This window comes from Aureibaculum luteum (genome assembly GCF_003449015.1).
Lineage (GTDB): Bacteria > Bacteroidota > Bacteroidia > Flavobacteriales > Flavobacteriaceae > Aureibaculum > Aureibaculum luteum.
Window position 1 is genome coordinate 257049 of record NZ_QRGD01000004.1, and the last position, 22412, is coordinate 279460.

Below are 22412 nucleotides of genomic sequence, written 5' to 3' on the forward strand. Positions count from 1 at the left end.
AATACAATGAACAAAGCTGTATATATTGCCACTACTGAAGCCAAAAGTGGTAAGTCAATTATTTCTATTGGTTTAATGCAAATGCTATTAGGCAAAACTGCTAAGGTCGGCTATTTTAGGCCAATAATTGATGATTATAAAAGTGGGAAAAAGGATAATCACATCGATACCATTCTCAGTTATTTTGACATACAAATGAATTATGAAGAGGCCTTTGCATTTACTAGAAGTGAGATCATTCATAAAAATAATCAAAATAAGGATGATGAAATCATTACCAAAATAATTGAGAAGTATAAAGCTATTGAAGATCGTTTTGACTTTATATTGGTAGAGGGTACAGATTTTTCTGGTGAGGGTGCTATAATAGAATGGGATATCAATGTTTTAGTTGCTAAAAATTTGGGAATTCCTACAATTTTAATTTCCACCGGTGTAGGAAAATCCTTAGATGATTTAATAGGAAATCTTTATATGGCCTATGATTCCTTTAAAGATAAAGGAGTAGAAGTCTTAATGGTAATTGCTAATAAGGTACAACCAGAAAATGTTCAATTGATTAAAAATGAATTGCAAAAAAACTTACCTGAAAAAATACTTTCAGGTGTAATACCGTTAAACAAATCTTTGGCAAATCCCACTGTTAAAGAAATTGTTGAAGAACTTAATGGTAAGGTCTTATTTGGCGAAGCTTATATTAATAATGAAGCAGGAGCCTTTAGCGTTGGTGCAATGCAATTGAGAAATTACCTCACTCATTTAAAAGAAAATAGCCTGGTGATAACACCTGGAGATAGAGCTGATATAATATTAGGAGCATTACAAGCGAACATATCGGCAAACTACCCTCCTATTTCTGGCGTAATTTTAACAGGAGGATTATTACCTGAAGAACCTATAAATCAACTTATTGAGGGACTTTCTGAAGTAATTCCAGTAATTTCTGTTCAAGGTGGAACCTATTCAATTACCAATAGAATTGGAGCTATACAACCTAAAATTTATGCAGAAAACGTAAATAAAATAACTAATTCAATTCAAATATTTGAAAAACATATACCTGTTGATGCATTGGCAGAAAGATTAATCACCTTTGAAGCCAATGGTATTACTCCTAGAATGTTTCAATACAACATGTTAAAAAGAGCTTTATCTAATAAAAAACATATTGTATTACCTGAAGGTACAGATGACCGTGTACTTTTAGCGACTAAAAAATTAATGGATACAAATGCTGTAAACATAACATTATTAGGAGATAAAGCAGAAATTGAAAATAAATTAATGCAATTAGATATCTCATTAGATTTAAATAAAATAAATATTATAAATCCAGAAGAATCTGAACACTTTGAAGATTATTCTCAAACTTTATACGAACTTCGAAAACATAAGAACGTTAATCTAGCCATGGCCAAAGATTTAATGGCTGATGTATCTTATTATGGCAGTATGATGGTTTACAAAGGTGATGCAGACGGAATGGTTTCTGGTGCGGCACACACTACACAGCATACTATAAGACCGGCATTACAATTTATTAAAACAAAACCAGGTGTTTCTGTGGTTTCATCTGTGTTTTTTATGTGTTTAGAAGACAGAGTTACCGTTTATGGCGATTGTGCAATTAACCCCAACCCTACTGCTGAGCAATTAGCAGCAATTGCAATTTCTTCAGCAGAAACGAGTTTAGCTTTTGGTATTGAGCCGAAAATAGCAATGTTATCCTACTCTTCTGGTAGTTCGGGTGTTGGAGAAGATGTAGATCGTGTGCGAAAAGCAACAGAATTAGTAAAAGAAATGAGTCCTAATCTTAAAATTGAAGGACCAATTCAATATGATGCAGCCGTAGACATGAATGTGGCAAAAAGTAAATTACCTAATTCTGAAGTGGCAGGACAAGCCACCGTATTTATTTTTCCTGACTTAAATACTGGAAATAACACTTATAAAGCAGTTCAAAGAGAAACCAAAGCCTTGGCTATTGGCCCTGTTTTGCAAGGTTTAAATAAGCCTGTAAATGATTTAAGTAGAGGATGTACAGTAGACGATATATACAATACTGTAATAATAACAGCAATTCAAGCACAGGGATTTTAAAAATACCTGGTTGCTAATAATTGTTATTTGAATTAAATATAAAATAAGATACATGAAAATATTAATCATCAATGCGGGTAGCTCATCAATAAAATTTCAATTGATTGAAATGCCATCTGAAAAAGTACTTTGTCAAGGTATTGTAGAACGTGTTGGAGAAATTGATGCCATTTTTCAATATAAAACTGAAAATCATAATATAAATATTGTCGATAATATAGAAACACATAAAGTCGGTTTGCAAAAAATTGCAGATTATTTATTGGATGCCGAGAAAGGGGTTATAAATGATACAAATGAAATTGATGCTATTGGTCACAGAGTGGTACATGGTGGTAATGCATTTTCTGATATTACAATGATCACTCCCGAAGTAAAAAATATAATAAAAACTTTAATTCCATTAGCACCTTTACACAATCCTCATAACTTAGAGGGTATAATTCTTACCGAAGAAATTTTTCCAAATGCAAAGCAGATTGCTATTTTTGATACCGCCTTTCATCAAACAATACCGATGAAGGCTAAAAAGTATGCCATTCCAAATAAGTTTTACGATAATAACAACATTCAACTGTACGGTTTTCATGGGACTAGTCATAAATATGTAACAGAAAAAGCAATTGAGTATTTACCAAAATCAGCATCAAAAATAATTACAATCCATTTAGGCAATGGATGCAGTATTACTGCTGTAAAAGATGGAAAAAGTATAGATCATAGTCTCGGATTTGCTCCATCAAATGGGTTAATAATGGGCTCTAGATGTGGAGATATTGACCATTCTCTTATTTTTTATCTCGTAAATAATTTAGGCTATGACTTAGATAAAGTGAACACGATGCTTACAAAAGAAAGTGGTATGTTAGGGTTAACTGGTTACAGCGATTTAAGAGAAATTGAAGAACATGCAATTAATGGTAATCAAGAATGCATTTTAGCCTTAGAAATGAATGCCTATCGTATAAAAAAATATATTGGTGCCTATTCAGCCGTATTAAACGGGCTAGATGCTATTGTTTTTACTGCAGGAATTGGTGAAAATTCAAGTGCTTTAAGAGCGTTGACTTGTAGAGATATGAATTATTTAGGTATTAAATTAAACGAAACTAAAAATAATATTCGTTCTAAAGAGTTAAGAGAAATTAACACAAAAGAATCAAAAACTAAGGTATTAGTAATTCCGACAAATGAAGAACTTGAAATAGCACAACAAACGTATCGTCTTTGTAACTAATCGGTTGACCTTAGTTATATTCGTTCCTGTTTTATTCTCTTTATTACTTTCTATAATGAAAGTAAATATTACCTATAACAATGGGCTAAACAGTCTAGCAAAACCTTCTATTACCTTACTGTAAAATGGTCGAGATTTATGTACTTCTAATGTTAAGCGATTACTTTTTTCACAATCTTTTAAAAAATTATCCGTAATTTCTTTCGCTACATTTTTATCATAAATTAGTGCATTGGCTTCAAAATTTTGTTCAAAGCTTCTATGATCAAAATTACCTGACCCTACAGATACTATTTCAATATCCGTGATAATAATTTTACTATGTAAAAAATTACTACTTCTATAAATTTCAATTCCTACTTCCAACAATTCACGAAAATAAGATTTCATGCTGTAATGAGCCAATTTAGAGTCCGACTTTGCTGGTACTAATATTTTTACATTAATGCCTTCTAGGGCCGCCATTTTAAGTCCCTCTAATAACGGTCTACTTGGCATAAAATAAGGATTTGCAATATAAATAGATTTTTCAGCCAAATTAATTAGACCTAAATATTGATACATTATAGTGGGATGTTTTGAATCTGGTCCACTCGAAACTATTTGCACTGTTGAGTCTCCTTTTTCACTTATTATATTATGAAATTTTTCATCCAAAATAGATTCTTCATTTGAAGCGAAATAAAAATCTTTAATAAAAATATTATGAAGACTTTCAACTGCCGGACCTTCAATACACAGATGTTCATCATCCCAGATTCCTAATTCTGATTGAGACCTAACATATTTATCACTAATGTTAACACCACCAGTAAAACCAACATCACCATCAATAACTATAATTTTTCGATGATTTCTAAAATTAATGGTAAATATGATTGTTCCAAATTTAATCGGTAAAACGGGATAAACAGCAACACCCAAATCCTTAAATCTTTTTATTGATTTTCTTTTTAAATCAAAACTTCCAATCGCATCATAAATCATTCTAATTTTTACGCCTTCTGCTATTTTACTTTTAAATATTTGATATAACCTTTCAAGAATATCACCATCTTCAAAAATATAAAATTCAATATGAATAAAGTTTTCAGCTTTTTCTAATTTCTCAAAAATAGATTTATAAGCAGTAGCACCGTTACTTAAAACAGTAACCTTATTTCCTGGAATTGCGGGATAATTAGAACTGTTTTTTAGTAAAGCTTCTAATTTCTTTTTTTTAGTAGATTTAAAAGAAGCTTTCTTACCTGAAGCACTATGTTTTAGATAATTTTGGTCGAATAACCTCCTTTTTACGGTATGCTTTAAGGTGTAAATCTTAAATTCTCTTCGGTTAACGCCAAATAAAACGTAAAAAAGAACACCCGCATACGGAACAAAGATTATTACTAAAAGCCATCCCAATGACCTAGAAGGATTACAGCCATATAAAATTATGCTACCAGCCGCAACAAATGCAGAAATAATATAAATAATAAAAAAGATGGTAAGCATATAAAATTAATTGTAATGTAATTTAAAGGTACAATAAAATACGGATTACCCTTCATTTTCGCAATAATCAACATTTTTCTCATTAGAAAACTGTTCTTTTGGTATATCCGAAAAAAACTGGGATAATGCACTTTCGTTTGAAGGTCCATAACCTGCTAACACATTTCCCTTAAAAAGGTCATTGGTTTCAAATATGTATAAAATTGATAAATCTGAAGGATTACTCATACCTTCAAATCGATGTTCCGCAACGATATAAATATCCTTTGGACTATATTCTTTTTTTGTTTCTATATCAGTTAATTTTCCATCAATCATTCTATATTCATTGATATAGCCTTTGTTTTGATATACTTTTATATAATCTCGTTCATTTTGCTCCATGAGTCTTTGATTTTAAATTAAATGAGAATCCTCAATTATAATTGAAGATTCTCAGGGAATCACATTTTTTTATTATCACGTTAATAATATCTGTGAGGAAAAAAAACTATTTAAATTCTAACTTAGAATTATTTTACATAAACTGACTTATTTTAAATCTTCTAATGTTTTAATAGTCGATAATGTTTTTTCAATTTGTGATTTTTGTTTTAATAGAACATTCTGCGTTCTTACTGGTAAACTTGTTTCTTTTAATACATCATCATATTCTTGAACAGATGCTTTTTCACCTCTCATAGCTTCCTCGAGCATAGACTCATCATTTTCTGATGAGAATAATGCTTTTACATCCATCCACGTTCTATGAGCTGCTCCAGTTATTGAGCCACTCGTTTCGAATTGTTGTCCAAACGAAGCAACTTCAGATTTCAATTCACTTTTAAAGTATTTCCGTTCTTGAGCTTTATTTTTAAAAAAGTTCTTTAACGCTTCATTTTTTGCATTAATTGCTGCTTTCGTATATCCTTTTTCTGCATCAAAATTTTTTTCAAGAATAGCATTTAATTTATCTCCTACAATTTCACTATATTTTGTCATAATTTATATTTTTATGTGAGTTGTAAATTATTTTATGATGTTCTACAACATACCATCTACATTACTTTTTCATGCTTTAAGTACTAATTCCGTTTGCTGAAATTCATTTAATCATTTACTATTATTATATCTTTTTTCTTCCTGTAAACAAGGAAATAATAAAAAGTACAATGAAAATAAAAAATAAAATTTTTGCAATACTTGCAGCTCCTTCTGCAATACCGCCAAACCCGAAGATTCCGGCAACTATTGCAAGAATTATAAAAGTGACTGTCCAGCGTAACATAGTTTTGAGTTTTAAAGATTAATAAATAATTGGTTTTGAGTTTATTTTATTTAAGGGTTGTTCTAGTTATTTCAATTCCGGATGGATAAGTAATATTACCCTCGTCTTCTGCTGTGATAAATATTTCTTTAACATTAAATGGCGTCGTCGTTTCTAGCTCAACTTTTTTAGCATTTTTATTAGCTAATTGACCTATATTTTTTATCCCGTTATCCTCTGTAACAATCCACACTACATAATTGTTTTTTGGAGGGTCAAGTCTATTTGCACTTGCTAGGTTTTTAGCAATAACTTCAATTACATAATTGTTATTACTGTCTTGTTTCTTACTCGCTGTAATTTCCGCAGCTGGAACTAAATCTGATAACGGAAATTTCTTTGCCGTTCCACAAGAAATAAATATTAAGAAAACCATCGTCATTGTTATTATTTTGATACTCTTACTTAGTAAGTTGTCATTTTCTTTGTTCTTCTGTTTTAAGTTTTTAGATTCCTTTTTTTTCATCTTATAGTGATTTATATATAGTTTAAAAGTTGATTTAATTTCCGATTTAATTATAATTAAATATAAGTTACATTATTAGCATTATTTTGCTCATAAACTAAAAATTGTAACGCTATCGCTAAAAAATATATTTATTTAGCTATGGTTAAAATTCTATCCCCTAGTTTCATATCAGGAATATTTAAAGTTCTAATTGGGAAAGGAATATTAATATTATTTTTATCAAACGCATTTTTCAATTGTATAATAGCTTCTGTTTTTGATTTGGCAACTTCCAAACCTGATGTGGAATTAATCCAATATCTTAATTCAAAATTTATGGAGCTATCCCCAAATTCTTTATATAAAAAAAGGACTTCACTTTCGCTTTCCACAGAATCAAAATGATTTGTTATAGTTTTTACAGCAAGTTTTTTTACAAAATCTAAATCGGATTCATACCCTACGCCACAATCAAGTATCACTCTAGATGTATTTGTTCTTGAATAGTTTTTAATCGCATTTTCTACGACTTGCTTATTGGGGATGTAAACCAGATTGTTATCAATTTGCTTTAGTGTGACAGCTCTTAAGTCTATATTTACAATTTCACCTTCATAATCATTACTCTTTATCCAATCTCCAAGTTTTACAAATTTAATGTAAGAAAGTATGATACCTGAATATGTATTTGCCAAAGCCCCTTGTAAAGCCAAGCCAACTGCCAGACCAGCAACTCCTGCACCAGCCAATATTGTATTTAATGTTTTACTAAGGTCTAAAATTCCTAATATCAACAAGAATCCAATTAGAACTGTAATCATTGCCATTAATTTGGAAATAACGTTTTTCATACTCTTTTGCAACTTCCCTTTATCAAGAATTCTGAGGGTTATTTTATTTACATACTTAGATATAAATATGACACTTATAAATACAATAATCGCAATAATAATATTTGGTAAATTAACGATTATGGCGTCTAACCAAGACACTAACTTATTTATCATTTTGGACCATGCTTCTATAAATTGTTTTCTCATTATTTTTATATTTTTGTTTACAGGTGTAGGATACTACCTTAAGAGATAAAAGAGGTGCTGTTATACAAAAAATATTAACTGAAATGACACATAATACTTTAAATAAAATCTCTTCGAAAAGCAATACAAATTCTGCCTTTAACTATAGAAATTTCAAAAAAAAAAAAAACGAGTATTCCGATTGAATAAATTAGGAGAAAAAAAAGCTGTTTAGATATAAAATCTAAACAGCCTAAATTAACCAACCAAACTTATTTGTTTAATTTATTTTTTAAATAACTTTTTCAGTAAAAAGTAAATTCCAAATTTCTTAAACCCACTATAAATTGGCATAATCCAATTATTTGGAGTGAGATTATCTTGAACTTTATTACCGGATTGTTTTATCTCTTCCCAAGCAATTTTACGTTCAAGATTTAGTCGCTTAAGCTCAAAGTCTATTTCGTCAAAGGAATTATATGTTCTCATAGTTGAATTTTAATCAAAAAACGATTTTGAATATTTACTGATAATGGTTTTATCTATTTTTTTTCTTAGTAAAAAAGCTATAACTGCAAATAGTAAAAGCACTAGACCTACTATTAATATTCCTAAAGAAACGCTATCTAAAACTTTTCCTAGGGCTAAAGCACCTGCAATGGACAAAAAAATTAGTCCTAAAAAAATGAATCCTCCAACTAAAACTATTTTGACCAACATACTTAAGGAAAACGACAACTGTTGAAATATTTTTAGTTTTAAATATTCCTCTGTCTTTTTTACATAATTCTCCCCTGACTTTACAGCATTGGTAGTTGATTCATTTATAGATTCAAAAATATTCATTATGCTTTTTGATATTTTTTATTTTGTTTTTTTAGCTCTGCTAATTTCTTTTCTAATGTACTTATTACGTCATCGGTTTTATAACTAACATCAGAAACGATAGATTCCATTTGATCCTCTAATGTTACCTTTCTATCCTTAGCAGCATGAACTACTGTATCTTTAATTTCCGTTGCTTTTTCAACAAACGTGTCTTTAGCATCTACAGCTCCATCAGCAATCTTTTTTCTAGTGTTCACTCCCTTATCTGGAGCATAAAGTATACCTATAGCGGCCCCTGCAATTGCTCCTGTTAATAATCCTAATAATGTATTTGATGTGTTACTCATTGTTTGTGTTTTTAAGGTTAATAATTTTAAGTTGTATTAAATATACTCTGATTTAATAACAAAGCAAAATTGCAAATTAATAAAATAAGAGCTTGACTCAAATAAAAAAAAGATTAACGGATTTGCTAATTTGATCGATTTTAATTGTCACACCATAGCGGCATAATTAGCCTTTAAAAGGTAGATGAAAAGATGTTTTACTTTTCCTTTATTCTGGATATTCGATCCTTAAATGATAAATATTATTTAATTTCTTTTTGATTACCTTTTTTATAATTTGTATTTCTTTAAAGGTAATATCAGCATTCATAAATTGTCCGTTTGCCATTTGACTAGCAACGATTTTCTCAATTAAATCATCAATTAATTGAGCAGTTGGCTCTTTTAAACTTTTAGAAGCAGCTTCAGCTGCATCACACATCATTAAAATTGCAGTTTCTTTTGAAAAAGGAATTGGTCCACCATAGGAGAAATCTTCTACATTTAAATCCTGTGGATTTTCATTTTCTTGTTGCTTATAAAAATAATACACCAATGAAGTACCATGATGCGTTCTAATAAAATCTATAATCCGATCAGGTAACCTGTGTTTTTTAGCTAGTTCTATTCCATCAATAACATGATTAATAATTATTTCAGCACTATCTTTTGGACTTAGTTCATTGTGAGGGTTAACCGTTGTGGTCTGATTCTCTGTAAAATATTTAGGATTCAACATCTTACCAATATCATGATACAGAGCTCCAGTTCGCACCAACATCGCATTGGCACCAATTTCATTTGCAGATGCTTCGGCTAAATTTGCAACTTGCATAGAGTGTTGAAAAGTACCAGGTGCTTTCTCTGCCAATTCTCTTAATAATTTAGAATTAGTATTAGACATTTCTAATAAAGAAACATCAGAAACCAACCCAAATGTTTTCTCATAAATTAAAATAAGAAATAAAGATAAAAAGGACAACACACCATTCAAGGCAAACATAATAAAATACTGCCAATTTATTTTCTCCATATTCCCTTCCTGGATTATTGAGAAGGCGAAATAAGCAATCATATACACTAAAGTAATTTGACTTATTGAAATAAATAAATTTGCTCTTCTGTGTAGTTCAGAAACGGTTAATATGGTAATAATACCAGCAATAATCTGTAAAAAGATAAATTCGAAGCTGTTGGGTACAATAAAACCAAGTAACAAAACAGTTAAAACATGTGTGAATAAGCCCAAACGAGCATCAAAAAATGCCTTAATTATTATTGGTAAAATCGGTAAGGGTATCACATACAAATAATCTACTTTATACTTAACTACTAATGTGACCAACAATACTATTAGAAAAATATTGAAAAATATAAACGTGACTTTTGTATTATTTTCATAGATAACAGATCTATACTTTTGTAAAAACAAGAATAGCATTAATAAGTTCAAGGCTACTAACAAAACATAACCAAAAACAATCCAATTGTAATTTGATTGATTCCAAACTTGAGATAAGTATTCTTTTTGTAATGAATTTAAAATTCGCAATTTTTCACCTTCAACTACGTCACCCTTAGAAATAATTCTTTCATTTTCTGTAACTAACCCTTCGGTATAGGAGATTTTATTCAATTCATCTTCTAATATCTTATCAGTCAATTCTTCATCAAAGAAAATATTAGGTTGTAAAGCTTGCTTTAAAAGAGGTATTAAAAAATTTGATAATGATTTATATCTAGAATCATTTATATTATTTACTAAATATTTATTTACTTCACTAGAAGTTAAAAAACGGTCAAATACTAAATCAGTAATTGTATTCCCTTTCCTTAAAGCGATAAGCTGCTTATCCTCTACTCTATTCACATCGCTTTCATTAATAAAACCGTATTTATAAATTGCAGAAATTAAGTTATTTGAATACTTAACAATTCTAGGAATATTATAATCATTCAGGATAGAGTCTTGCGATTTATCAGTAAGATCATTTTCTACTTCTGATTTTACTTTTTCTATAACACCCTCTTTTGAAGTGAAATACTGCTTTTTATTTAAAGTAATATTTTTCTTTTCTTCATCAATTTTTTGTTCTGATTTCTGAATGGCAAAATCAAACGGAGCATATAAATTTTCGTACTGCCAAGGTTTACCATTATGGAATTCATATTTAAAATGTCCACCCTTTGGAAACATGTAAACTATGGCAAAAGCGGTAACAATAAATAGAACTATTTTATATGCTAATGCGTGATTTTGATATAGGGTATTTAAAAAATTTTTGAAGTTGAATTTTTTCATTAGTCTTTCTTATACTAACATATAGCTTAGTGCGTACTGTTAACAATTGTACAAAGTACCGCAATTATTTAATAATAACTGTAAAAATAACTAAATTCGCAGAATCAAACCATTATTGATGAATTTAGTATAAAATATTTTATACTTTTTATAGATGAAGTGGTTCAATTGAAAACTTAAACCCATTTAAAAATATGCAAGAAGTTGTAATCGTTTCCGCTGTTAGAACTCCAATTGGGAGTTTTTTAGGTAGCCTATCAAGCATACCAGCCACAAAATTAGGTGCCACTGCTATAAAAGGAGCTCTTGAAAAAATAAATTTGGCCCCCACATTGGTTGATGAAGTACTTATGGGCTCTGTTTTACAGGCTAGCCTAGGACAAGCACCAGCAAAACAAGCCGCTTTATTTGCTGGAATACCAGATACAGTGCCTTGTACAACTGTAAATAAGGTTTGTGCATCAGGTATGAAAGCCATTATGCAGGCAGCTCAAGCTATTCAATTAGGTGATGCAGAAATAGTAGTTGCAGGTGGTATGGAAAACATGTCAATGGTACCTCACTATCTTAATGGACGAGTTGGAAAAAAAATGGGACCTATAAGCATGGAGGATGGATTATTAAAGGATGGGCTCACTAATGTATATGATGGCAAACATATGGGAACCTGTGGTGATTTATGTGCTATCGAATACAAATTCTCTAGAGAAGATCAAGATAACTTTGCAATAACTTCTTACAAGAGATCAGCAAAAGCATGGCAAGAAGGTAAGTTTAATAATGAGGTGATTCCTGTTGAAGTACCTCAGCGTAAAGGCGACCCAATTATCATTACAGAAGATGAAGAGTATAAGAATGTTATGATGGATAAAATTCCTAATCTAAGACCTGTTTTTAATAAAGAGGGTACCGTTACAGCAGCAAATGCTTCTACATTAAATGATGGTGCAGCTGCTCTTGTATTAATGAGTAAGAAAAAAGCAGCTGAGTTAAATTTAACCCCACTAGCAACCATAAAAGGATATGCAGATGCTTCTGTAGAACCTGAATGGTTTACAATTGCTCCAGCTAAAGCCTTACCTAAAGCAATTTCAAAAGCAAATGTAACTTTAGATGAAATTGATTATTTTGAATTTAATGAAGCATTTTCTGTAGTAGGTTTAGCCAATACAAAAATTCTAAGTTTAGATCCTGAAAAGGTTAATGTAAATGGCGGTGCTGTATCCTTAGGGCATCCCCTAGGCTGTTCTGGTGCTAGAATTATAGTTACACTAATAAATGTACTAAAACAAAATAACGGTAAGTTAGGAGCAGCGGCTATCTGTAATGGTGGCGGTGGTGCTAGTGCTATCGTAATTGAAAACAACTAAGCATTTCTTAATGAAGTACGGTATTTGTAACTTAAGTACTATTCCCTTACGTATGATTGCTGATCATACCAGTGAAATGATTTCTCAAATCCTTTTTGGAGATCATTATAAAGTCTTACAAGAAAATAAGGAATGGGTTAAAATTCGCTTAGAATTTGATCACTGTGAAGGTTGGATTGAAAGCATTCAACACACTGAAATTTCTGAAGACTACTATGATGATTTAAACAATTCGGAGACTATAGTTACAAATGAATTAGTTGATTTTATTGAAGATGAAAAGCATAGGTTGTCATCGGTTCTATTAGGCTCCAGATTACCATTTTATGCAGAAAAATCTTTTAACTTATTGGATGAAGCATTTATTTTTGAAGGTAATGTTACATATCAGAAACGATCTAAAGCATCCATTATAAATTCCGCATTCTTATACATAAATACACCTTTTTTGTGGGGTGGAAGAACATCATTCGGTATTGACAGCTCAGGTTTTACCCAAATGGTTTATAGATTAAATGGATATTCACTATTAAGAAAAGCATCTGAACAAGCAACACAAGGTGAAGTTTTAAGTTTTATCGAAGAGTCAGAACCGGGAGACTTAGCTTTTTTTGATGATAGTGAAGGTGAAATAATTCATGTTGGTATTATCTTAGCCAACCATCATATTATCCATTGCAGTGGGAAAGTTAGAATTGACCAACTTGATCATAGTGGTATTTACAATAGCGACCTTAAAAAACATACTCACAAGCTAAGAGTTATTAAGAAGATATTTTAAAAGAATCCCAACCTAATATATACAAAGGAAAGATAAGATCAAATGACTTTCTCGTATATCACAAACAAAAAAAATGCCCTCTGTATCCAGAAGGCATTTTTTTATTTTAAGACTAATTATTTAGAAGCATCCCATAGGGCTTTCATCTCTTTGTATTTGTCATCCATTTCAAGATTCTCATACATACTCATCAATGTTCTAACAACATCCATGTTGTCTTTTTTAACTTCACGAGCCTTTTCAAAATATGGTAAAGCTACTTTATACAAATCTAATTGCTTAGCTTTAATCTCATCATATTTTTTAAAGTTGCTTAAGTTTTTATTCATTTCTTCAACCAACTCTTTATCTTTTTCCAAAACTAATGCACCCATATTTAAATAAGCATCACCATAATTAGGATCTAACTCAATAGCTTTTTCATAATTAGCTTTAGCCTCTTCTAAACGACCTTGTTCTTGATTAATAACACCTACATTAAAATGCAAGCTAGGGTTTGTTGGATCTTTCTTGATAGCTTCTTTCATTAAAGAGGCAAATTCATCTTTATTACCTAATTTTAATTGAATGTTAGCTTCTGTAAAAATTAAATCAGAATCATCTGGGTTTGCTTTCCTTGCTTCTTTTACTGCTGCAATAGCATTTTCAGTTTCTCCTTTTTCAACCAAAATCAATGCTATATTTTTGATTATGTCTGCTCTTTTTGATTCTGAAGTCTCTGATTTGGGATCTTTATATTCTCCCGTTTTAACTCTTAGATCCATTTCCGTTTTAGAACCAAAATTTTCAGATTCATTAGTCTTAACATTAATCGCAGAAAACGTTGTTGCGATACCTGTATAACCCAACTCTTTTAACATATTAAAATGTGTAAGTGAAGTGTCAAAATCTTTATCTAAATAGGCTGCAGTTGCTGCATACTCTAAAAAGACAGTATCTTTTTTACTTAAATTATAAGTTTGCAAAAGTGTTTTCTTAGCTGTAGCATAATCTTTTTCTTGATATTCTTTAATACCTTTATTAGATACATCTGCAACTAAACTATTTAATAACGGTTGAGCTTCTTCCGTATATTTTGCTTTCCCAGACTTTTTTTCAAAATCAATTAATTCTGTAAAACTCTGAGCTGCTACATCATAAGCATCCGCGGCCAAAGCAGGCTGCTTCTTACCTATTTCATAATAAGCTTTCGCTTTTAAGAAATAAAACTTCGCTTTTAATTTAGCATCTGCATTAGCTATTAATCCTTCTGCCTGATCTATTGAAGCTTTAGCCTTAGCTAAATCTTCACCTTTAAGGGCTTTATCAGCAGCCTTTAATTCGTCTTTCTGTGCGAAAATTGACAAACTCATAGATAATGCCAACATCGATAATACTACTTTTTTCATTTTTGTTTAAAATTTAGTGTTCATTTTTGTTTGTTATTCTTCCTGATCACTTACTTGATCGGTTTGGTTATTTTCAATATCCGTGCCAAGTTCTTCAACATCATCCTCATCCACTTCTTCATGAACTACTTTAGCTACAGCTGCAATAGAATCATCACCTTTGATATTAATCAACTTAACTCCTTGTGTTGCTCTACCCATTACACGTAAATCAGCTACCGCCATCCTAATCGTAATTCCCGATTTATTGATAATCATAAGATCATCCTCATCAGTTACGTTTTTAATAGCTACTAATTTACCTGTTTTTTCAGTAACGTTTATAGTTTTTACACCTTTACCACCTCTATTAGTGATTCTATAATCATCTAAACTAGAACGCTTACCATATCCTTTTTCAGATACTACAAGTACATCGCTTTCCATGTCATTCAATGAAATCATTCCAATTACTTCATCTTTATCATCTTTTAAACGAATACCTCTAACACCAGAAGCATTTCTACCCATTGGTCTAGACTTACTTTCTTCAAAACGAATAGCTTTACCAGATTTGATTGCAATCATTATCTGACTTTTACCATCAGTTAATTTAGCTTCTAACAATTCATCACCTTCTTTTATTGTAATAGCATTAATACCATTTGATCTAGGTCTTGAATATTGCTCTAAAGAAGTTTTCTTAGTTTGTCCATTTTTAGTAACCATTATAATATAGTTGCTATTTACGTACGCTTCATCTTTAAGATCTTGTGTACAAATAAATGCACTTACATTATCATCAGGATCAATATTAACTAAGTTTTGAATCGCCCTACCTTTAGAGGTTTTACTACCTTCAGGTATTTCATAGACTCGCATCCAGAATACTTTCCCTTTTTGTGTAAAGAACATCATATATTGATGATTTGTAGCAACAAATAAATGCTCTAAGAAATCTTCATTTCTAGTAGCAACTCCTTTTTGTCCACGTCCACCTCTATTTTGAACTTTATACTCTTCTAAATTCGTACGCTTTACATAACCAGCATTAGAAATAGTTACAACAACCTGAGAATCAGGAATCATATCTTCAATACTTACATCACCACCAGCATATTCAATTACTGAACGACGCTCATCACCATATTTATCTCTAATTTCGATTAATTCATCTTTAATAATGGTCATTCTTCTAGACTCACTGGCTAAAATATCTTTTAAGTCTATAATTAATTTCATAATATCTTCATACTCACCCCTTAACTTATCTTGCTCTAAACCAGTAAGCTGACGCAATCTCATCTCAACAATTGCTTTAGCCTGAATTTCAGAGAGTTCGAAACGTTCAATTAAGTTATTTCTTGCCTCATCTGCATTATTAGAAGCTCTAATAATTTTAATAACTTCATCAATATTATCAGAAGCAATTATTAATCCTTCTAAAATATGAGCACGAGCTTCAGCCTTATTTAATTCATACTTAGTTCTACGTGTTACAACATCATGTCTATGGTTTACAAAATGTCTAATCAAATCTTTAAGATTCAACATTTCTGGTCGCCCATTAACCAATGCTATATTATTTACACTAAACGAAGTTTGTAAAGCTGTATATTTATATAATTTGTTTAAAACAATATTTGGTATTGCATCTCTTTTTAATACATATACTAAACGTCGCCCTTTTCTACTTGTTTCATCACGAACCGAAGCGATACCTTCAATTTTCTTATCATTAACCAAGTCAGCCGTTTTCTTCATTAAATCGGCTCCATTTACTTGATATGGCAATTCAGTAACGATAATACACTCTCTACCGTTAACTTCTTCAAAAACTGTTTTTGCACGCATTACAATACGCCCTCTACCCGTATGAAAGGCATCTTTAACACCGTCGTAACCATAAATTGTTCCTCCTGTAGGAAAATCAGGTGCTTTAATGTGTTGCATTAATCCATCAATATCAATATCATTATCATCTACATACGCAATGGTACCATTAATCACTTCAGTTAAGTTATGTGGTGCCATGTTTGTGGCCATACCTACAGCAATACCTGACGCACCATTTACCAATAAACTTGGTATACGCGTAGGTAATACCGTTGGTTCCTGTAACGTATCATCAAAATTTAAACGATGATCTACGGTATCTTTTTCAATATCAGCGAGCATATCTTCTGATATTTTTTGCATTCTAACCTCTGTATAACGCATGGCAGCCGGACTATCACCATCGGCAGAACCGAAGTTACCTTGACCATCAACCATTTGATAACGCATGCTCCAATCTTGAGCCATACGTACCATTGCATCATAAACGGAAGTATCACCATGTGGATGGTACTTACCTAATACTTCACCCACTACTCTGGCAGATTTTTTATGAGCTCCTGTTGCTTTAATCCCTAATTCGTGCATCCCAAACAATACCCTTCTGTGTACTGGCTTTAAACCATCACGAACATCTGGTAACGCCCTAGATACAATCACTGACATTGAATAATCAATGTAAGATGACTTCATTTCATCCTCAATGTTAATAGGAATTAATTTTTCACCTTCTTCCATAAAACTTATCTATTTTTTGTATTAAATTTAAGAGAGCAATATACAACAAATCTGCTTTTTTCAAGTTATATAAAAATGTATTTATTATCATTATTTATTAACAATTAGCACCAGTAAACATACTGTTTTTCATAAATTTACTGACAACCCAAAAGTTCGGTACAACTTTTGCAATTATTATTAAAAAAAATCTAGTAATTTTACCCTATAAATTTTATAAAATGGACGATAATTTTTCACCTAAAGTAAAAGATGTAATAGCGTATAGCAAAGAAGAGGCATTACGACTAGGGCATGATTTTATTGGTACAGAACATTTAATGCTGGGCTTATTACGTAAAGCTAATGGTGATGCAATTGATATCTTAAATGCATTGGATGTTGACTTAGCGATGCTACGTAAGAAAATTGAGAGTTTGAGTCCTGCCAATACTGACAATGCGGCAGGCAATGATAAAAAAAGTTTACACCTCACAAAACAAGCGGAAAAAGCATTAAAAACAACTTTTTTAGAAGCTAAATTATTTAAGAGTAATGCGGTAAGTACAGCCCATTTATTGTTATGCGTTTTACGTAACGAGAATGACCCTACCACAAAATTGTTAAATAAGTTTGATATTGACTACAACGAAGTAAAAGTATTGTTTTCACAATTATTTACTGACGAAGTAGACATTACAGAAACCCCAACCGCGGAAAGTGATAAGGGTGACGAATTTGACGAACCTAAACAAAATCCTTTTGGCAGTTCTGGTGCTAAACCAGCAAAAGCAAATACAAAGTCAAAAACTCCTGTATTAGACAACTTTGGTCGTGACCTTACTGCAATGGCAGAAGAAGGTAAATTAGACCCTGTTGTAGGTCGTAAGAAGGAAATTGAACGTATTTCGCAGATACTTAGTCGTAGAAAAAAGAACAATCCAATACTTATTGGTGAACCTGGTGTTGGTAAATCTGCCATAGCTGAAGGTTTGGCATTACGTATAATTCAACGTAAAGTATCGCGTATTCTGTTTAACAAACGTATTGTTTCATTAGATTTAGCGAGCTTGGTTGCCGGTACAAAATACCGTGGTCAATTTGAAGAACGTATGAAAGCTCTAATGAATGAATTAGAGAAAAACGATGATATCATTTTGTTTATTGACGAAATACATACCATTGTTGGTGCAGGTGGAGCTACAGGCTCTTTAGATGCATCTAACATGTTTAAACCCGCATTAGCGAGAGGCGAAATCCAATGTATTGGAGCCACTACCTTAGATGAGTTTAGACAAAATATTGAGAAAGATGGGGCCTTAGAGCGTCGTTTTCAAAAAGTAATGGTTGAACCAACTTCTGTTGAAGAAACCATTCAAATTTTGAATAACATTAAGGATAAATACGAAAATCACCATAATGTAGTCTATACCGATGAAGCTATTGAGGCTTGTGTAAAATTGACCAATAGATATATGACCGATAGATTTTTGCCAGATAAAGCTATTGATGCATTGGATGAAGCAGGATCTAGAATTCATATTACCAATATTGTTGTACCTAAACAAGTACTTGAACTTGAAACACAACTAGAAGAGGTTAGAGAATTGAAGAACAATGTGGTGAAAAGTCAAAAATACGAAGAAGCTGCACGTCTGCGTGATGATGAAAAACGTATAGAAAAAGAATTAGAAATAGCTCAAAAAGAATGGGAAGAACAATCGAAGTTAAATAAAGAAACTGTAACTGAAGATAATGTTGCTGAAGTAGTTTCAATGATGACTGGTATTCCTGTAAATAGAATAGCTGAAGCTGAGAGCTCTAGACTTGCAGACTTACCTAATATGATAAAAGGTAAAGTTATCGGGCAAGATGAGGCTGTAGGAAAAGTTGTAAAGGCCATTCAAAGAAACAGGGTTGGACTAAAAGACCCAAACAAACCGATTGGTTCATTTATATTCTTAGGACAAACTGGTGTTGGTAAAACACAATTAGCAAAAGTATTGGCAAGAGAGTTATTTGACTCTCCAGATGCTTTAGTTCGCATAGATATGAGTGAATACATGGAGAAATTTGCAATCTCTAGATTAATTGGAGCACCTCCAGGATACGTAGGTTACGAAGAAGGTGGACAATTGACTGAAAAAATAAGACGCAAGCCTTATGCTGTGGTTCTGTTGGATGAGATTGAAAAAGCCCATCCAGATGTGTTTAACATGCTTTTGCAGATTTTAGATGATGGTTATATTACCGATAGTTTAGGTAGAAAAATTGATTTTAGACATACTATTATCATTATGACTTCTAATATTGGATCCAGACAATTAAAAGACTTTGGTGCTGGTGTTGGTTTTGGTACCGCTTCTAAAAATTCACAGGCGGATGCGAACGCTAAAGGTGTTATAGAAAACGCCTTAAAGAAAAGCTTTGCTCCTGAGTTTTTAAATAGAATAGATGATGTAATCGTATTTAACGCCTTAGAAAAAGAAGATATTCACGCTATTATCGATATTGAATTGGCAAAATTGTTGGATCGTATTGATGGATTAGGCTATAAACTTATATTGAGCGAAAAAGCCAAAGACTATATTGCTGACAAAGGTTTTGATCGCCAATATGGTGCGAGACCTTTAAAACGAGCCATACAGAAGTATATTGAAGATGCTCTAGCCGAAGAAATTGTCAACGCTAAACTGAAAGAAAATGATACCATTTTCATGGATTTAGATGAAGACAAACAAGAACTGACTATTAAAATTAAAAAAGCAAAAAAGTCAGTTGAAGAAAATAAAGAAGAGTAAATATCAATAACATATTTTTTTAAAAAGTTGCCGATTGGCAACTTTTTTTTTGTTATACTCCACACTAATAACATTATTTTTTATCAAAATAATTAACTTTAAAACAAAATATAAACATAAACGTAATTAGTACTAATTACCCTAATAAAACAGATATGAAATTATTTCCAACCATAGAAGAGGTATTTAAATTCCCAAAAGAGCATTACAAATACATATTTTTCCCATTATTAACTATTGATTTAGCTGAACACAACCTTGGTGAAGGATTAGTGCACTTTGTTTCTGTCTGGGGAAATGGCGACCCTGATGATGATTTAGACCCAGGTGTTTTCGATTATAATTATATTAAATTTATCCGTGACGGTAATAAATACCTTTTTGATGGTAAACTTGATGGAGTTAAGGCTTTTAAAAAAGTTGAAAAATGGTATAACGAAGCCGATAAAGAATATCGCAAAAATAAAACAAGCTTTTTAAAACAACAGCAACGAAACGAAGTCAATGAAAGTAATTTAAACAAAAGTCTTGAAAAAAGAAACACTAATGATTTTGATTATTATCATTATGCAAAAGGACTTTTTAATTATTGGATAACACGGGACAAATACTTAGAAACAGGAAAATTTATTCAAGGTGGATTCTATTCTGATGCAAATAGCGGCCATGAAAGAGAAATCTTTGAAAATATTGGCGGTGAAATTGATTATAATGACTTTGAATCTTTTATAGAACTCTTAGAAAACAACAACGAAAGCAAAGAAACCAAACAATTTATTGGGTCTGTAACTGGTTACAACTATATCAATTTTGGAGAAGACCGTATTCATCTTTTCTTAGATAACAAGAAGAATGAAGTGCTTTTGTATGCAGATTGGGGTTAAATAGCTGATCAATACATAGTGTTACTATTATTTATGTTTTCTATATATTTATGAAAAATAAAAATAACTTAACTGAGTATAAACTTCACTTTATAAAAACCATTCAAATTTCAAGTATATGAAATACACAAGTCATCATGATGAGCGTATTGCCAAAATGACATTTGCATCTGTATACCCTCATTATCTTTCAAAAGTTGAGAAAAAAGGCAGAACAAAAGAAGAATTACATTACGTAATTGAATGGTTAACTGGCTTTAATACTATAAAGATAGAAGAACTCATTGAAAATAAAATGACTTTTGAATTATTTTTCCAAAAAGCAACTTTAAACCCTAATGCTCAGTTAATCACTGGTGTTATCTGTGGCTATCGTGTAGAAGAAATAAAAAATCCATTGACCCAACAAGTCCGGTATTTAGACAAGTTAGTAGACGAGTTGGCTAAGGGTCGTAAACTAGAGAAAATAATAAGAAACACATAAGTCAGTACCCCACCACGACATTTAATTTTAAAAGAGTCAACGAAACATAAACCTTAAAATTGAGAATAAACTAGAACCTATTAAACATGAGAATCAAAACAATATCAATAGTACTTTTAAGCTCTATTTTTCTTTTTAATTGCAATACGAAAACTACGGACAAAGAAGATAATTCAGAAACAAATATTGTTGTTACAAATTTAAATTCTACCCATAGTGAGCCAAGTATTACATCTGTAAATCACAAAGTTACTGACACCACTAATTATCTATCCGATTGTCTTTATGAAACTTTAATTAATGGAGAAAGTTCGTTTAAGGATATTGAAAAATCACTTATAGATCAGAAAATTCTTAAAAATGCAACCCCAAAAGGATATAAAGATTTTTTTATAACCTATGTGATACCAGAACAATTTGGTCGTTTTAACAATATGAATACGTATAGGGTTGACAAACAATTCTTTCAAAACAAATTAAAAATAGCCACTATTTTAAGAGCTCATTTTAAAAACGTTGAAGAAAATACCGAAGACATGAATACATGTCCAAATACCCAGTTTAAAAAGAAAGGGTTTGAAGATAGCTCTGTTAAGGCTTTACTTGACGAAATTAATGTAATTACGAATCAGTTAGTAGCTGGTACATTAGATTTAAAATACAAAACAGAAACGTACACCATGTTAAACAAACATTTTTCAGTAGAATTATTCAAGAATATTGATAGCAGAGTGATTAGTTACGTCCAATTACATAATTTACTAAAGGAGTATGGTGAGGATCAAATGGATTATGATTATACGCAAACTTTAGAGATGCTAGACAATTATAAAAAAAATGGAGATAATGAAATTGTATCTGATATAGCTACAAAACAAAAAGCTACAAAAGGAAGTGAAAATCAACCAGAAATAATTTTAATGACTACTGAAGAAACTGAAAATTCAATTAAAAACGGAACTGTAATAAAAAGTACTGACCCCAACAATAATTAATAAAAAAAATGATTATTAAAACTAATAGATAAAAAAAAACTAACACTTAACATTAAGCTTGTTAAGTATTTAAATCTAAATAAGATGATTAACTTAATATTATCATTTTAATAGCTC

The 22412-nt window shown here is 31.1% G+C and carries 20 protein-coding genes; 8 read left to right on the plus strand and 12 right to left on the minus strand.

Going from position 1 to position 22412, the window contains the following annotated elements:
• Positions 1 to 6 precede the first annotated feature (6 nt).
• On the plus strand, positions 7 to 2100 hold the full coding sequence (pta, locus tag D3P13_RS11780) for a phosphate acetyltransferase (RefSeq protein WP_117882625.1): 2094 nt from the start codon (positions 7 to 9) through the stop codon (positions 2098 to 2100).
• A gap of 52 nt (positions 2101 to 2152) precedes the next feature.
• A complete protein-coding gene (locus D3P13_RS11785) occupies positions 2153 to 3337 on the plus strand; it encodes an acetate/propionate family kinase (RefSeq protein ID WP_117882627.1) in 1185 nt (394 codons plus the stop codon).
• Between the two features lie 72 nt (positions 3338 to 3409).
• Here D3P13_RS11785 and cls read toward each other — a convergent pair whose 3' ends face one another.
• From cls to D3P13_RS11835, 10 genes are all read right to left on the minus strand, one after another.
• Positions 3410 to 4831 carry a cardiolipin synthase gene (gene cls / locus D3P13_RS11790; protein ID WP_117882630.1) on the minus strand — a complete coding sequence of 474 codons (1422 nt, stop codon included), beginning with the start codon at positions 4829 to 4831 and terminating at the stop codon, positions 3410 to 3412.
• Between the two features lie 45 nt (positions 4832 to 4876).
• Positions 4877 to 5215 carry a hypothetical protein gene (locus tag D3P13_RS11795; RefSeq protein ID WP_117882632.1) on the minus strand — a complete coding sequence of 113 codons (339 nt, stop codon included), beginning with the start codon at positions 5213 to 5215 and terminating at the stop codon, positions 4877 to 4879.
• Positions 5216 to 5362: 147 nt separating this feature from the next.
• A complete protein-coding gene (locus D3P13_RS11800; RefSeq protein ID WP_117882634.1) occupies positions 5363 to 5812 on the minus strand; it encodes a ferritin-like domain-containing protein in 450 nt (149 codons plus the stop codon).
• Positions 5813 to 5936: 124 nt separating this feature from the next.
• Positions 5937 to 6098 (minus strand): DUF1328 domain-containing protein, encoded by a 162-nt coding sequence (locus tag D3P13_RS11805; RefSeq protein WP_117882636.1) that lies wholly within the window; start codon positions 6096 to 6098, stop codon positions 5937 to 5939.
• Between the two features lie 46 nt (positions 6099 to 6144).
• Positions 6145 to 6603: a hypothetical protein gene (locus D3P13_RS11810; RefSeq protein ID WP_117882638.1), complete on the minus strand. Its 459-nt coding sequence runs from the start codon at positions 6601 to 6603 to the stop codon at positions 6145 to 6147.
• Positions 6604 to 6734: 131 nt separating this feature from the next.
• Positions 6735 to 7625: a mechanosensitive ion channel family protein gene (locus D3P13_RS11815; RefSeq protein WP_117882640.1), complete on the minus strand. Its 891-nt coding sequence runs from the start codon at positions 7623 to 7625 to the stop codon at positions 6735 to 6737.
• Between the two features lie 264 nt (positions 7626 to 7889).
• Entirely contained in the window at positions 7890 to 8093 is a 204-nt protein-coding gene (locus D3P13_RS11820; protein WP_117882642.1) for a hypothetical protein, read from the minus strand.
• Between the two features lie 9 nt (positions 8094 to 8102).
• A complete protein-coding gene (locus tag D3P13_RS11825) occupies positions 8103 to 8450 on the minus strand; it encodes a phage holin family protein (RefSeq protein ID WP_117882644.1) in 348 nt (115 codons plus the stop codon).
• Positions 8450 to 8779 (minus strand): YtxH domain-containing protein, encoded by a 330-nt coding sequence (locus D3P13_RS11830; protein ID WP_117882646.1) that lies wholly within the window; start codon positions 8777 to 8779, stop codon positions 8450 to 8452. The genes D3P13_RS11825 and D3P13_RS11830 overlap by 1 nt, the downstream gene beginning before the upstream one ends.
• A gap of 208 nt (positions 8780 to 8987) precedes the next feature.
• Positions 8988 to 11060 (minus strand): HD family phosphohydrolase, encoded by a 2073-nt coding sequence (locus tag D3P13_RS11835; protein ID WP_117882649.1) that lies wholly within the window; start codon positions 11058 to 11060, stop codon positions 8988 to 8990.
• A 194-nt stretch (positions 11061 to 11254) separates the two neighbouring features.
• Between D3P13_RS11835 and D3P13_RS11840 the strand changes: the two genes are divergently transcribed.
• Together D3P13_RS11840 and D3P13_RS11845 are read left to right on the plus strand one after the other, a co-directional pair.
• A complete protein-coding gene (locus D3P13_RS11840) occupies positions 11255 to 12430 on the plus strand; it encodes an acetyl-CoA C-acyltransferase (RefSeq protein ID WP_117882651.1) in 1176 nt (391 codons plus the stop codon).
• 10 nt (positions 12431 to 12440) lie between these two features.
• Entirely contained in the window at positions 12441 to 13211 is a 771-nt protein-coding gene (locus tag D3P13_RS11845) for a C40 family peptidase (protein ID WP_117882653.1), read from the plus strand.
• A gap of 116 nt (positions 13212 to 13327) precedes the next feature.
• On the opposite strand, the gene D3P13_RS11850 is transcribed toward D3P13_RS11845, so the two are convergent.
• On the minus strand, positions 13328 to 14599 hold the full coding sequence (locus D3P13_RS11850) for a tetratricopeptide repeat protein (protein WP_117882655.1): 1272 nt from the start codon (positions 14597 to 14599) through the stop codon (positions 13328 to 13330).
• A gap of 33 nt (positions 14600 to 14632) precedes the next feature.
• The gene (gene gyrA / locus D3P13_RS11855) at positions 14633 to 17152 is read right to left on the minus strand and encodes a DNA gyrase subunit A (protein WP_117882657.1); all 2520 of its coding nucleotides are present in this window, start codon (positions 17150 to 17152) and stop codon (positions 14633 to 14635) included.
• Positions 17153 to 17373: 221 nt separating this feature from the next.
• Here gyrA and D3P13_RS11860 point away from each other — a divergent pair, with 221 nt between their 5' ends.
• The 4 genes from D3P13_RS11860 to D3P13_RS11875 all read left to right on the plus strand — a co-directional run bounded on the left by D3P13_RS11860 (position 17374) and on the right by D3P13_RS11875 (position 22295).
• Complete coding sequence (locus tag D3P13_RS11860; RefSeq protein WP_117882659.1) at positions 17374 to 19932, plus strand: ATP-dependent Clp protease ATP-binding subunit; 2559 nt, start codon at positions 17374 to 17376, stop codon at positions 19930 to 19932.
• 155 nt (positions 19933 to 20087) lie between these two features.
• Positions 20088 to 20816, plus strand: coding sequence for a hypothetical protein (locus tag D3P13_RS11865; protein ID WP_117882661.1), 729 nt, complete (start codon positions 20088 to 20090; stop codon positions 20814 to 20816).
• 118 nt (positions 20817 to 20934) lie between these two features.
• Entirely contained in the window at positions 20935 to 21300 is a 366-nt protein-coding gene (locus tag D3P13_RS11870) for a DUF2200 domain-containing protein (protein WP_117882662.1), read from the plus strand.
• Positions 21301 to 21386: 86 nt separating this feature from the next.
• Entirely contained in the window at positions 21387 to 22295 is a 909-nt protein-coding gene (locus D3P13_RS11875; RefSeq protein WP_117882664.1) for a hypothetical protein, read from the plus strand.
• The last annotated feature ends 117 nt before the right edge of the window (positions 22296 to 22412 follow it).